The organism is Amycolatopsis sp. CFH S0740 (assembly GCF_004522315.1).
Taxonomy (GTDB): Bacteria; Actinomycetota; Actinomycetes; order Mycobacteriales; family Pseudonocardiaceae; genus Amycolatopsis; species Amycolatopsis nivea.
This window is the reverse complement of sequence record NZ_SDLS01000011.1, coordinates 54,051-66,635: the sequence shown is the minus strand read 5'-3', so window position 1 is coordinate 66,635 and position 12,585 is coordinate 54,051. Positions and strand designations below refer to the sequence as shown.

The 12,585-nt window shown below is 68.9% G+C and carries 12 protein-coding genes; 5 read left to right on the top strand and 7 right to left on the bottom strand.

Annotated features, from left to right (window positions below; genetic code table 11):
• Positions 1-30 precede the first annotated feature (30 nt).
• Positions 31-570 (bottom strand): cupin domain-containing protein, encoded by a 540-nt coding sequence (locus EIZ45_RS20140; RefSeq protein ID WP_134665588.1) that lies wholly within the window; start codon positions 568-570, stop codon positions 31-33.
• Positions 571-674: 104 nt separating this feature from the next.
• On the opposite strand from EIZ45_RS20140, the gene EIZ45_RS20135 reads away from it, so the two are divergent.
• Positions 675-1,235 carry a TetR/AcrR family transcriptional regulator gene (locus EIZ45_RS20135; RefSeq protein WP_205670069.1) on the top strand — a complete coding sequence of 187 codons (561 nt, stop codon included), beginning with the start codon at positions 675-677 and terminating at the stop codon, positions 1,233-1,235.
• A gap of 238 nt (positions 1,236-1,473) precedes the next feature.
• A complete protein-coding gene (locus EIZ45_RS20130; RefSeq protein WP_205670070.1) occupies positions 1,474-2,298 on the top strand; it encodes a M55 family metallopeptidase in 825 nt (274 codons plus the stop codon).
• A 147-nt stretch (positions 2,299-2,445) separates the two neighbouring features.
• Here EIZ45_RS20130 and EIZ45_RS20125 read toward each other — a convergent pair whose 3' ends face one another.
• The 4 genes from EIZ45_RS20125 to EIZ45_RS20110 all read right to left on the bottom strand — a co-directional run bounded on the left by EIZ45_RS20125 (position 2,446) and on the right by EIZ45_RS20110 (position 6,256).
• Positions 2,446-2,709, bottom strand: coding sequence for a DUF397 domain-containing protein (locus EIZ45_RS20125; RefSeq protein ID WP_134665593.1), 264 nt, complete (start codon positions 2,707-2,709; stop codon positions 2,446-2,448).
• A gap of 101 nt (positions 2,710-2,810) precedes the next feature.
• Positions 2,811-3,824 (bottom strand): ketol-acid reductoisomerase, encoded by a 1,014-nt coding sequence (gene ilvC / locus EIZ45_RS20120; protein ID WP_037811773.1) that lies wholly within the window; start codon positions 3,822-3,824, stop codon positions 2,811-2,813.
• Positions 3,825-3,866: 42 nt separating this feature from the next.
• Positions 3,867-4,373 (bottom strand): acetolactate synthase small subunit, encoded by a 507-nt coding sequence (gene ilvN / locus EIZ45_RS20115; RefSeq protein ID WP_037811774.1) that lies wholly within the window; start codon positions 4,371-4,373, stop codon positions 3,867-3,869.
• On the bottom strand, positions 4,370-6,256 hold the full coding sequence (locus EIZ45_RS20110) for an acetolactate synthase large subunit (RefSeq protein WP_167756505.1): 1,887 nt from the start codon (positions 6,254-6,256) through the stop codon (positions 4,370-4,372). The genes ilvN and EIZ45_RS20110 overlap by 4 nt, the downstream gene beginning before the upstream one ends.
• Positions 6,257-6,580: 324 nt before the next feature.
• On the opposite strand from EIZ45_RS20110, the gene EIZ45_RS20105 reads away from it, so the two are divergent.
• Both EIZ45_RS20105 and ilvD read left to right on the top strand, forming a co-directional pair.
• Positions 6,581-7,162, top strand: a complete 582-nt coding sequence (locus tag EIZ45_RS20105; protein ID WP_134665595.1) for a PH domain-containing protein — start codon at positions 6,581-6,583, stop codon at positions 7,160-7,162.
• 72 nt (positions 7,163-7,234) lie between these two features.
• Positions 7,235-9,079 carry a dihydroxy-acid dehydratase gene (gene ilvD, locus EIZ45_RS20100; RefSeq protein WP_134665597.1) on the top strand — a complete coding sequence of 615 codons (1,845 nt, stop codon included), beginning with the start codon at positions 7,235-7,237 and terminating at the stop codon, positions 9,077-9,079.
• Between the two features lie 591 nt (positions 9,080-9,670).
• Here the strand turns inward: ilvD and EIZ45_RS20095 are convergent.
• Positions 9,671-10,246, bottom strand: coding sequence for a DoxX family membrane protein (locus EIZ45_RS20095; protein ID WP_134665599.1), 576 nt, complete (start codon positions 10,244-10,246; stop codon positions 9,671-9,673).
• A gap of 105 nt (positions 10,247-10,351) precedes the next feature.
• Positions 10,352-11,260, bottom strand: a complete 909-nt coding sequence (locus EIZ45_RS20090) for a 2-hydroxyacid dehydrogenase (RefSeq protein WP_037811781.1) — start codon at positions 11,258-11,260, stop codon at positions 10,352-10,354.
• Between the two features lie 58 nt (positions 11,261-11,318).
• On the opposite strand from EIZ45_RS20090, the gene EIZ45_RS20085 reads away from it, so the two are divergent.
• Positions 11,319-12,527, top strand: a complete 1,209-nt coding sequence (locus tag EIZ45_RS20085; RefSeq protein ID WP_134665680.1) for a sorbosone dehydrogenase family protein — start codon at positions 11,319-11,321, stop codon at positions 12,525-12,527.
• Positions 12,528-12,585: the final 58 nt, after the last annotated feature.

The window sequence follows — 12,585 nt, the reverse complement described above, 5'->3', positions numbered from 1 at the left end:
GAACTGTCGCCGCTCAGTGGCGAATCCGGCCTAGGCCCGATCTGCACCGACAGCGACGCCGACGATGGTGCACGGTTCGGCACCGTGGTTTCGCCAGGCGTGCCGCGTGCCGTTTTGGACGACGACATCGCCTGTCCGCAAGACCGTCTGCTCCCCGTCGTCCAGCTCCAACGTGACCTCGCCGGAGACGACCAGGACGTAATCGAGGGTGTCGGTGGTGTGCATGCCCGGTGCGTCCGGCTCCATTGCGGCGGCCGCGCCCGGTGCCTGTCGCTCCAGTTCTTCCCAGGCTGCCGTCACGTCGAGATCTGGCGCCGGGGTCAGTTCGCCGGGCGCGATCGTGTTGATCATGAACCGCGAACCGTCCCGCGGCGGGTAATACGTCTCGGCCTGACCTGGCGAGCCGTTGTCGGGAAATACCGGTCGCTCGTCCCGGCCCCACAGCCGGTAGATCGCGCAGCCCGGCATCAAGCCGGTGGTGATCGGCTCGACGGTGCCGTCGGCGACCACCCGGGCCTTGCCGTCGGAGTCGTGCCCGGTGACCACTCGGCGAACCTTCGCGTGTGCCATCTCTTCGCCCCTCAGTACGGCAGCGTATGAATACGGTTACGTATGGATACGCCACCGTATCCAGCGTGGACAGGGCCGTCAATACGGTGGCGTATCCTCCGCGCATGGTGAACGATTCGCCCCGGCTGTCCGCCCAGGACTGGACGCGGGCCGCGCTGAAGGCGATCGCGGACGGCGGACTGGCCGCGGTCGGAGTCGAACCGCTCGCGCGGACGCTCGGCGTGACCAAGGGCAGTTTCTACGCGCACTTCCGCAACCGGGACGAGCTGATCACCGCGGCTCTCGCCGATTGGGGGCGAAACCACGGCGAAGCGGGGCTCGCCGAGTACGCCGCAATCGCCGATCCGCGGCAACGGCTGCGCGAACTGCTCACCGCCGTCGTGCGCGCCGTCCAGCCGTTGGCCCCGTCGGTACACCTGAGCCTGCTCGGCGATCGCAACGACCCGCGGGTCAAGGACGCGGTCGGCCGCGTCAACCAAGCCCGGCTCAACCTTCTGACCAGCACGTATCTCGAACTCGACTTCCCGCCGGATCAGGCGGCACACCGGGCGAGAGTCGCTTACGCGGCCATTCTCGGGCTGCTGCACCTGGCCCAGACCGAAGCGGACTCGCCAAGTCCCGACGCACTTGCCGACGCAGCGGCGGCGATCTTCCTGCCGTCCTGAGGGCCAGCCCGCGCGCACCGCACCGGCCGCTGCAGCATTGGCCTCCCAGTGGCGAATCCGACGGGACACGAATCTGGTCCGGCGAGATCCGAGTAGCCGCGAATCGGCGAAACCCGCGATCGACCGAACGTCCGGAGACCCGAGAAATCCCGCAGACGCGAGGCGGCCGATCGCAACCCGCAGACAGAATCGCTCGATAAGGTGGCATTCCTGGCCATGTGTCGCCAAGAAGGGCGTGATGGAGATGCGGGTGCTCGTCTCGGTCGACATGGAGGGAATCGCCGGAGTGGTCCACGGCGAAGAGGTCATTCCCGGGCACAGCGAATACGAGCGCAACCGCAAGCTGCTCACCGCGGAGGCCAACGCAGCCGTCCGCGGCGTATTCGCGTATGACGCAGCCGCGCACGTCCAGGTCACCGAGGCGCACGCGAGCTTCCGGAACCTTCTGCCCGAACTGCTGGACCGACGTGCCGAATTGCTCCGCGGCACGCCCAAGCCTGGCGGGATGATGGCGGGATTGGCCGAGAATACGGACGCGGTCCTGTTCATCGGCTACCACGGCAAGGCCGGCACGCCCCGCTCGGTCATGGCGCACACCATCTCCGGCGGGACCATCGCGGACGTCCGTTGCAATGGCCGTTCGTTGGGCGAAATCGGTCTGAACACCGCGCTCGCGGCGCGCTACGGCGCGCCGCCGGTGCTGGCCAGCGGCGATGACACCGTGGCGGCTGAGGCGGCCGAAGTCGCCCCGGGCATTCACTCCGTGGTGGTCAAACGCGCGCTGGGTGCGGGCGCGGCCGCGATGCTGCATCCCGACGAGGCGGGCGACCAAATCGAGCACGCGGTACCCGAAGCGCTGGCCGGCCGGGAGGACGTCCGCCCGCTGCGTTTCGACGGCCCGGTCGACCTTGAAGTCCAGGTGCACCGGCCCCGGATGACCGAACACGCGCTGCTGGTGCCGGGCATGGAACTCGCCGACGGCCGCACCCTCCGCTACCGGGCACCGGACTTCCCGACGGCCTACCAGGTCATCGAACTCATCGCGACGCTCGGAGCCGTCTGATCCGGACTACCAGCCCCGACTGCGCAGCCGCGCTCAAACCTCTGACCTGGGCAATCACGCCGCTGACCACAGATTCGCCACTAAACGGCAACAGCCGCCCACAAGCAGCCAGGCCGGTTTCCCAGTCAGAAAGGGCCGCGAAAAACCCTACGACTCCGGCAGCTCGAACTCGCCGTCCCGGACCCCGCGCGTGAACGCGTCCCATTCCGAAGGCGTGAACACGAGCACCGCACCGTCCGGGTCGGTCGGCTGCCGGATGGCCACGTAGGTCACCCCGTCCGAGTGCGGGACGAACGCGTACTCCGCACAATGCTCCAGGGTCGCGCCCGCCGGTTCGGCGCGGATCCAGGTGACGCCGGTGAGGTCGAGTTCGTGCCGGATGTGCGCCTTGTCGTCGGTCGGGCGTCTCATCGGCACAGCGTATCCGCCATTCAGCGGCAACGCCTTGGAACGAAAAGAGGCCCCTGCCGTCCGGCGAACGGACGGCAGGGGCCTCCTGCCAAGAAAAACCGTCAGGCGGTCTCGGTGATCGGCCGGTCCACCCACGACATGAGGTCGCGGAGCTTCTTGCCGGTCTTCTCGATCGGGTGCTGGTTGCCCTGCTCCTCGAGCTTCGTGAAGTTCGGCCGGCCGGCCTCGTCCTCGGCGACCCACTCGCGGGCGAAGGTGCCGTCCTGGATCTCGCCCAGGATCTTCTTCATCTCCTCCTTGACGGCCGGCGAGATGACGCGCGGGCCGCGGGTGAGGTCGCCGTACTCGGCGGTGTCGGAGATGGAGTAGCGCTGGCGCGCGATGCCGCCCTCGTACATGAGGTCGACGATCAGCTTCAGCTCGTGCAGCACCTCGAAGTACGCGATCTCCGGGGCGTAGCCCGCCTCGGTGAGCACCTCGAAACCGGTCTGCACCAGCGCGGACGCGCCGCCGCACAGCACGGCCTGCTCGCCGAAGAGGTCGGTCTCGGTCTCCTCGGTGAAGGTCGTCTTGATGACGCCGGCCCGCGCGCCGCCGATCGCCGCGGCGTAGGAGAGCGCGAGCGCCTGGGCGTTGCCCGAAGCGTCCTGCTCGACCGCGATCAGGCAGGGCACGCCCTTGCCGTCCACGAACTGGCGGCGGACCAGGTGGCCCGGGCCCTTCGGGGCGACCATCGCGACGTCGACGTTCGCCGGCGGCTTGATCAGCTCGTACCGGATGTTGAAGCCGTGGCCGAAGAAGAGCGCGTCGCCGTCCTTGAGGTTCGGCGCGATGTGCTCTTCGTAGATGAAGCGCTGCTTCGTGTCCGGCGCGAGGATCATGATCACGTCGGCCTCGGCGGCCGCCTCGGCGACCGACAGCACGCGCAGGCCCTGCTCCTCGGCCTTCGCCCGGGACTTGGACCCCTCCTGAAGGCCGATCCGGACGTCGACGCCCGAGTCGCGCAGGCTGAGCGAGTGCGCGTGGCCCTGGCTGCCGTAGCCGATCACGGCGACCTTGCGACCCTGGATGATCGACAGGTCGGCGTCGTCGTCGTAGAAGATTTCCACTGCCATGGGGGGTACTACTTCCTTCCGTACTTACACGAAATCTGAGGTTCAGCGGGGAGAAGCGGCGGTGATCGAGCGGGCCCCGCGGCCCACCGCGACCATGCCGGACTGGACGAGTTCGCGAATGCCGTACGGCTCCAGCATCCGCAGCAGCGCGCCGATCTTGTCCGACGTCCCGGTCGCCTCGACGGTGAGCGCCTCCGGCGAGACGTCCACCACCTTGGCGCGGAAGAGCTGGACGGTCTCGAGGACCTGGCTGCGCACGGTGGCGTCGGCCCTGACCTTCACGAGCAGCAGTTCGCGCTGCACCGCGCTGCCAGTTTCCAGCTCGACGATCTTGATCACGTTCACCAGCTTGTTGAGCTGCTTGGTCACCTGTTCGAGCGGTAGCTCCTCAACGGCGACCACGATCGTCATCCGGGACACCTCGGGGTTCTCCGTGGGCCCGACAGCAAGGGACTCGATGTTGAAGCCGCGGCGGGAGAACAGTCCCGAGACCCGGGCGAGCACACCGGGCTTGTTCTCGACCAGCACGCTCAGCGTGTGGACAGTCATGCTTGTTCTCCCTCCGCGGCCGCGGCCTCGGCGGCTTCCTGCGAAACCTCGTCGTCGTCGAACAGCGGCCGGATGCCGCGGACGGCCATGATCTCGTCGTTCCCGGTGCCCGCGGCGACCATCGGCCACACCTGGGCATCCTTCCCCACGACGAAATCGATCACGACGGGGCGGTCGTTGATTTCCATCGCGCGCCGGATCGTCGCGTCGACGTCTTCCTTGGCCTCGCAGCGCAGGCCCGCACAGCCGAGCGCCTCGGCCAGCAGCGTGAAGTCCGGGATGCGGTGCTTGTGCGTGCCGAGGTCGGTGTTGGAGTACCGCTCGGAGTAGAACAGGTTCTGCCACTGGCGGACCATGCCGAGGTTGCCGTTGTTGATCACGGCGACCTTGATCGGCGCGCCCTCGATGGCGCACGTGGCGAGTTCCTGGTTGGTCATCTGGAAGCAGCCGTCGCCGTCGATCGCCCACACCTGCGTGTCCGGGAGGCCGAACTGCGCGCCCATCGCGGCCGGAACGGCGAAGCCCATGGTGCCGAGGCCGCCGGAGTTGATCCAGGTGCGCGGCTTCTCGTACTTCACGAACTGCGCGGCCCACATCTGGTGCTGCCCGACGCCCGCGGCGTACACCGCGTCCGGGCCGACCAGCTCGCCGATCCGCTCGATGACGTACTGCGGGGACAGCGAACCGTCGTCGGGCCATTCGTAGCCCGCCGGGTAGTCCTCGCGCCACGAGTCGACCTGCGTCCACCAGTCGCTCAGGTCCGGACGGGCTCGGTCGAACTCGGTCTTCACCGCTTCGATCAGCTCGCCGATGATCTCCTTGCAGTCGCCGACGATCGGCACGTCCGCCTTGCGGTTCTTGGAGATCTCGGCCGGGTCGATGTCCGCGTGGACGATCTTCGCGTCCGGCGCGAACGACGACAGCTGTCCGGTGACCCGGTCGTCGAACCGGGCGCCGAGCGCGACCAGCAGGTCAGCGCGCTGCATCGAAGCGACCGCGGCGACGGACCCGTGCATGCCAGGCATGCCGACGTGCTGGCGGTGCGAGTCCGGGAACGCGCCGCGCGCCATCAGCGTGGTGGCGACCGGGATGCCGGTCAGCTCGGCGAGTTCGCGCAACTGCTCGGACGCCTCGGCCTTGATCACGCCGCCGCCGACGTACAGCACCGGCCGCTGGGCCTGCGCGATCAGCTTCGCGGCCTCGCGGACCTGCTTGCCGTGCGGACGCAGCGTCGGGCGGTAGCCGGGCAGCCGCAGTTCGGGCGGCCAGGAGAACGAGGTCATCTCCTGCAGCACGTCCTTGGGGATGTCCACCAGCACCGGGCCCGGGCGTCCGGTCGCGGCCAGGTGGAACGCCTCGGCGATCGCCCGCGGGATCTCCGCCGGGTCGGTGACGAGGAAGTTGTGCTTGGTGATCGGCATGGTGATGCCGCAGATGTCGGCTTCCTGGAACGCGTCGGTGCCGATCAGGGCGCGCGACTGCTGCCCGGTGATGGCGACGACCGGGACCGAGTCCATGTTGGCGTCGGCCAGCGGGGTGACGAGGTTCGTGGCTCCCGGACCCGAGGTGGCCATGCAGACGCCGACCTTGCCGGTCGCCTGGGCGTACCCGGTGGCGGCGTGCCCGGCACCCTGCTCGTGGCGGACGAGGACGTGCCGGACCTTCGTCGAGTCGAGCAACGGGTCGTAGGCGGGAAGGATGGTGCCACCCGGAATGCCGAACACGACCTCCGCGCCGACCGCCTCGAGCGAGCGGACAAGCGACTGCGCGCCGGTGACGCGCACCGGCGTACCCGCCGGCGGGGCGGGCTTCGGACGTGCTCCTGGGACACCGGGCGCGGTCGGCCCGGGCTTCGCGTCGCTGCGCGACGTGGCACTGGTCATCGGTTCTGCCTCGTGGGTTCTCGGTGTCACTCGTTCGGGTTGTCTGGGCCGTACTTCCGGTCGGGGAACCGGTTTCACGCAACAAAAAACCCTCGCCGACCGTAAGGTCGCACGAGGGTCGCGCGTCGACGCAGAGGACTCTTCCTAAGCGTCGGCGCGCTGGGGAAGTACGAGACCGGTCTGCGTAATCACGGCCCCGACGTTAGTCGCGCGCCCGGGCGAGTGTCAACTCTACGGGACGGCGGTTCCGCATCGTGGACGGCCAGTACTGCTCCCGCGCGACCCGGACGCAGGTCACTCCCGGCGTCGGTGCACCATTCCTGCGTGGCCAAGAAACAGCAGGACCAGCGTGCGGACGAGGGCCGGAAGGCCGTGTTCCGGATCCCGACCACGGCGTATCTCGCGATCGGTCTGCTGACCGTCTGTGTGACACCGATCGCACTGGGCGAGATCGGCGGATTCCAGTGGCTGTACGTCTTCCCGCTCGCGCTGCTCGTGTTCGTCGCGCGCACGCGCACCGTCGCGACCCGCGAAGGACTGCACATCCGGACCGTCTTCGGCAAGCGCGACCTGCCGTGGTCGTCGCTCAAGGGCCTGGCGATCACGAACAAGGCCCGCGTGCGCGCGGTCCTCGGCGACGACACGCAGGTCAGTCTTCCCACGGTGCGGACGCGGCACCTTCCGGTACTGGCGCTGGTGAGCGAGGGCAAGATCCAGGACCCGTCCGGCGTGCTGAGCGACGAGGAGCTCACCGGTCGCAAACCGGCCGCCGCCGAGACCGCGCCGGACGCTGCTGAGGAACCCGCACCGGAGCCCTCTCCCGAGTCCTCCCCCGGGCCCGCTGAACCGGAGCCTTCCGCCGACGCGGAACGGACCGGCGGCGGAAGCGGCAAACCCGCCGAGTAGAATTGGTAGGACCAGTTTGCGGAGCCGTAGTTCCCCTCCGCCTGGTTCAGCCTTCTGACCTGGGAGAATGCCGTGCCGCACCTCCGTTCCCGGACCACCACCCACGGTCGCAACGCGGCGGGCGCACGCTCGCTCTGGCGTGCGACCGGAATGACCGACAGCGATTTCGGCAAGCCGATCGTCGCGATCGCCAACTCCTACACCCAGTTCGTGCCCGGCCACGTGCACCTCAAGGACCTCGGCGAGATCGTCGCCGAGGCGGTCGCCGAAGCAGGCGGCATCGCGCGCGAGTTCCATACGATCGCGGTCGACGACGGCATCGCGATGGGCCACTCGGGCATGCTCTACTCGCTGCCCTCGCGCGAGATCATCGCCGACTCGGTGGAGTACATGGTCAACGCGCATCAGGCCGACGCGCTGGTGTGCATCTCCAACTGCGACAAGATCACGCCGGGCATGCTCAACGCCGCGATGCGGCTCAACATCCCGACCGTGTTCGTCTCCGGCGGTCCGATGGAAGCCGGCAAGGCAGTGGTCGTCGAAGGCGTCGCGCACGCCCCGACCGACCTGATCACCACCATCGCGGCCTCCGCGAACTCGGCGGTCGACGAGGCCGGCCTCTCCGAGGTCGAGCGCTCCGCCTGTCCGACCTGCGGTTCCTGCTCCGGCATGTTCACCGCGAACTCGATGAACTGCCTCACCGAAGCGCTGGGCTTGTCGTTGCCGGGCAACGGTTCCACGCTCGCGACGCACGCGGCTCGCCGCGAACTGTTCTCCAACGCCGGACGCACGGTGGTCGAGCTGTGCAAGCGCTGGTACGGCTCCGATGACGAGTCGGCACTTCCGCGTTCGATCGCCACGAAGGAGGCGTTCGAGAACGCGATGGCGCTCGACATGGCCATGGGCGGGTCGACGAACACCGTGCTGCACATCCTCGCCGCCGCGCAGGAGGGCGAGGTCGACTTCACGATCAGCGACATCGACGCCATCGGACGGCGGGTGCCGTGCCTGTCGAAGGTCGCACCGAACTCCGACTACCACATGGAAGACGTCCACCGGGCCGGCGGAATCCCCGCCATCCTGGGCGAGCTGTACCGCGGCGGCCTGCTGAACACCGGCGTGCACGCGGTCCACGCGCCGGACATCGCGACGTGGCTGAACGAGTGGGACATCCGCGCCGAGTCTCCGTCGGAGAAGGCGCTGGAGCTGTTCCACGCTGCCCCGGGCGGGGTCCGGACCACGCAGGCGTTCTCGACGGAAAACCGCTGGTCGTCGCTGGACACCGACGCCGCTGGCGGCTGCATCCGCGACGTCGAACACGCCTACACGAAGGACGGCGGCCTCGCGATCCTGCGCGGCAACCTGGCCGAGAACGGCGCCGTGATCAAGTCCGCGGGCATCGACGAAGAACTGTGGCACTTCCAGGGCCCGGCGCGGGTGCTGGAGAGCCAGGAGGAAGCCGTGTCGGCGATCCTCAAGAAGGAGATCCAGCCGGGCGAAGTGCTGGTCATCCGCTACGAGGGCCCGGCGGGCGGTCCCGGCATGCAGGAAATGCTGCACCCGACGGCGTTCCTCAAGGGATCCGGCCTCGGCAAGAAATGCGCCCTGATCACCGACGGCCGCTTCTCCGGCGGCTCCTCGGGCATCTCGGTCGGGCACATCTCGCCGGAAGCTGCCGCGGGCGGCCTGATCGGCTTGGTGGAGAACGGCGACCAGATCGTCCTGGACGTCCACGAGCGCCGGCTCGAGCTGCTGGTCGAACCGGAAGTCCTGGCCGAACGGCGGGCGAAGATGGAGGCTTCGGAACGTCCGTGGCAGCCGAAGGACCGGGAACGCCCGATCACCTCGGCGCTGCGGGCCTATGCCCGGATGGCCACGTCTGCCGACACCGGTGCGGTCCGGGACCCGAACCGCTGATCCTGCTGTTCGCTTTGCCGGAAGGGGCCCGCGCGTGGTGCGCGGGCCCCTTTCCGTATCTCGGCCAGTCGGCTTCCACCACTGCAATCCCGATTTGCGCCGCCGACGTTCCCCGGCCGACACAATTCGCCGCTGAACGGCCAACTGTCACCGCGGCTAGCCCGAGTCCCGGCCCGCCCCATTCGCCACTCAACGGCGACCGCTCCCCTGACCAGCCCAACCCACCCCGGGGTCAACGCGAATCGCCACTCAACGGCGAGCAGTCGCTCCGGCCTGCCCGAGTCGCCAGGCCGCAACATTCGCCACCAAACGGCGAACACTCGCTCTCGCCAGCCCAAGGCCCCCCGAGCGGCACGATTCGCCACTCAACGGCCACGGATCGCCCACCCGCGCCAACCTCCGGCCGCGGCACCCACATCTGCAGCCGCCACCCACGAGCCAGTCCAGCGAGCCTCGGATTGCGGCCCCGACCAGGCATTCGCCACTAAACGGCAACAACGCCTGAACGGCCTGGCCAACGACCCGAGCCCACCAACCCCACCGTTGCCTCCGACGACCTCCGCGCACTCAGCGACGCAGGCCCCGGCCGGGTCAGCGAGTCAGAACGATGACCACCACAGACGCAGCCGCCGCCAGCAGCAACGAGATGAACCCAAGCGGCAACGGCCGTTTCCGCCACGGCGTGTTCCGCTCCAGCGAGATGGTGCCCGCGCCGGTGAAGATCAGCGTCAGCGCACACAGGCCCAGGAGCAGCTCGTACTCCCAGCCCTGACCGGCACCCTCGAAGAAGCCGCCGTGGAACTTCGCGTAGACGATGTTCGCGGCCACACCCAGCAGCCCCGCCGCGGCGAGCGGGGTGAAGAGGCCGACGATCAGCAGCGCACTGCCCGCGACCTCGGTGATGCCGGTGATCCAGGACAGCAGCGTCGTCTGTTTGTGGTACCCGAACATCTCGAGCACGTGCGCGAACCCGCCGACGCCCGGTCCGCCGAAAGCGCCGAACAGATGCTGCAGGCCGTGCGCACCCATGATCACGCCGAGCCCCAGGCGCAGGACGAGCAGGCCGAAGCCGAGACCGCCCTGCCGCGGTTCGTCGTAGTCGTTGCCGGCAGAGTCCTCGACACCGGACAGCACGCTGGTCTGGTAGTCGTCCCCTTGAGTGGTCACGCGGCGAAGATTAGGGGATTCAGCCGTGGCCCGCGAGCGAGCACGCCGAGGTCAGGGGCTCTTTCAGGGTTCACCCTGAGTGCCATGCCGACATCCGGGAAATGATCAGTATTCGCCGCGCACGAGATTGCCAGGTAGCTCTCCGCCAGCGTACCGGGCGATTTCCGCGGCAGCCACCAAATAAGCGCGCCGCCGGACGCCCCGTACTGCTCCGGCGACGTGCGGCGTCAGCACGAAACCGGGTGCCGTCCACAGTGGATGGCCGTCCGGCAATGGCTCGGGATCGGTCACGTCGAGCGCGGCGCGAAGCCTTCCCGCCACCAGCTCCGCCGCGAGCGCGTCGGTAACCACAACAGGCCCTTGAGCAGCATTGACCAACACCGCGCCGTCCCGCATCGCCGCGAGGAAATCAGCGTCGACCATGCCCCGCGTCCGCGACGTGAGGGGGACCATCATGACCACCACATCGTGGTGCGGCAGCAGTTCCGGTAACTCATCGACACCGTGCACGCCCTCACGCGCCGACATCCCGACCATCGTGCAGCGGACGTCGAACGGCTCCAACCGCCGCCGCAACTGCCGTCCGACGTCCCCAGCCCCGACGATCAATACGCGCTGGCCCTGCAGAGTGTCCGACGGCAACTGCTCCCAACGCCCAGCCCGCTGCGCCTCCGCGTAAACGTCCAGGTTCCGATACATCGACAACAGGACGCCGACGACCCACTCCGCCATGCTGCCGCCGTGCGCGCCGCGGCAGGTGGACAACAGCACGCCGTCCGGGACGCGGCCGACCCAGTCTTCCGCGCCGGCGGTCAGGAGCTGGACCAGCTTGAGGTTCGGCAGATCGCTCCAGATGTCGTCGCCCGCCGAATCCATGGCCGGGACGAGCACCTCGGCTTTCGCAGCCTCCGGCGGCAACGGGCGGCCCCATTCGTAGCGAACCGCGTGGACGAGGGGGATTTCGGACAGCACGGCGACGCCCTCGTCGTCCGGGACCAGCACGGTGACTGTCATGATCACCACGGTAACCACTTACCAGTGGCTCACGCCGCGCCACCTAGGCTGGGGCATCATGCGTACCCGGTTCCGGTGGTCGGCGCCGCTGGCCCTCCTCGCCTGCGGCGGCCTCGTGCTTTCCGGCTGCGCCCGGTTCGACGACACCGCCGCCGGCCAGACGTTCACCCCCGCGCCGGTGCCGAGCCCGGAATCGCCGCCGCACGTCCAGGAGCACGGCGACGGCCCCGGCAGCGGTCCCCGAAACGGCCCCGCGCAAGCGCCGCCCTCGCCGGTTCCGCCTCCGCAGGGCTGCAAGGACTTCGACAAGGCCGTCATCGCCACCTGCCTGGACACAGTCGCCGCCGTCGCCGGACTTCCCGGCGAAGGTTCCGCACCCGCCGCTCTCGCCGGTGAACGGAAAACCGGCCGGGTGATGCTGGCCAGCTCCGGACATGACGCGACGTCGTTCGCGCAACTGGACGTCCAGGCCGACGGCGACGGAGGGCTCACCAGCCTGGCGCTGTCGCCGAGTTATGTCGAGGATCAGCTGGTCTTCGCGTACGTCACCACGGCGTCGGACAACCGAGTCGTGCGCTTCGCCAAGGGCCAGGCCCCGAAGCCAGTGCTGACCGGAATCCCGAAGGGCCCGACCGGCAACCGCGGCGCGCTGGCCAGCGACGGAAGCGGCGCACTGCTCGTCGCGACCGGCGACGCCGGCAACCCAGCCGCAGCTGCGGACCCGAATTCCCTGGCAGGCAAGGTCCTGCGCATCGACGTGTCCGGGAAGCCGGCGACTGGCAATCCCACGTCCGGGTCAGCCGTCTACGCAGCCGGCCTGCACTCTCCCGGCGGCATCTGCCGTTCGTCCGACGGGAAGCGCACGTGGGTGACGGATCACCCGGCCAACGGCCCGGACGCCGTGTACCGCCTCCAGCCCGGCCAGCCCCTCAGCACACCCGCGTGGACCTGGCAGGACAAGCCCACTCTCGGCGGCTGCGTCGATTTCGTCGACGCGAACGGTATCCTCGGCATCGCGTCGTCCACCGGCATGCAGAACGTGCCGGTCAACAAGGACGGCGCGGTCACCGGCAAGCCGACGGTCACCCTCGACGGCAAAAGCAAGGCCGCCACGACGTACGGCCGGCTCTCCGCCATGAGCATGATCAACCCTCAGCTGGCCGTCGCCGGAACCGTCAACAAGGACGGCGGCAAACCGGTCTCCAGCGACGACCGCGTGGTCCTGATCGTGATGAGCGACACGGGTGGCGGTCCCGGCAAGGACTGACGCCGGAGGCGCCGGGTAGAGCCTTTCCCGGTGTTCGATAGGCCAGCTGACCTGCGGT

What these genes read in the sequence shown, in the direction of transcription:
- EIZ45_RS20140 (WP_134665588.1), bottom strand. Translation starts at nt 570, where the DNA reads ATGGCACACGCGAAGGTTCGCCGAGTGGTCACCGGGCACGACTCCGAC.
- EIZ45_RS20135 (WP_205670069.1), top strand. Translation starts at nt 675, where the DNA reads ATGGTGAACGATTCGCCCCGGCTGTCCGCCCAGGACTGGACGCGGGCC.
- EIZ45_RS20130 (WP_205670070.1), top strand. Translation starts at nt 1,474, where the DNA reads ATGGAGATGCGGGTGCTCGTCTCGGTCGACATGGAGGGAATCGCCGGA.
- EIZ45_RS20125 (WP_134665593.1), bottom strand. Translation starts at nt 2,709, where the DNA reads ATGAGACGCCCGACCGACGACAAGGCGCACATCCGGCACGAACTCGAC.
- ilvC (WP_037811773.1), bottom strand. Translation starts at nt 3,824, where the DNA reads ATGGCAGTGGAAATCTTCTACGACGACGACGCCGACCTGTCGATCATC.
- ilvN (WP_037811774.1), bottom strand. Translation starts at nt 4,373, where the DNA reads ATGACTGTCCACACGCTGAGCGTGCTGGTCGAGAACAAGCCCGGTGTG.
- EIZ45_RS20110 (WP_167756505.1), bottom strand. Translation starts at nt 6,256, where the DNA reads ATGACCAGTGCCACGTCGCGCAGCGACGCGAAGCCCGGGCCGACCGCG.
- EIZ45_RS20090 (WP_037811781.1), bottom strand. Translation starts at nt 11,260, where the DNA reads ATGACAGTCACCGTGCTGGTCCCGGACGACGAGGGCGTCGCCGTGCTG.
- EIZ45_RS20085 (WP_134665680.1), top strand. Translation starts at nt 11,319, where the DNA reads ATGCGTACCCGGTTCCGGTGGTCGGCGCCGCTGGCCCTCCTCGCCTGC.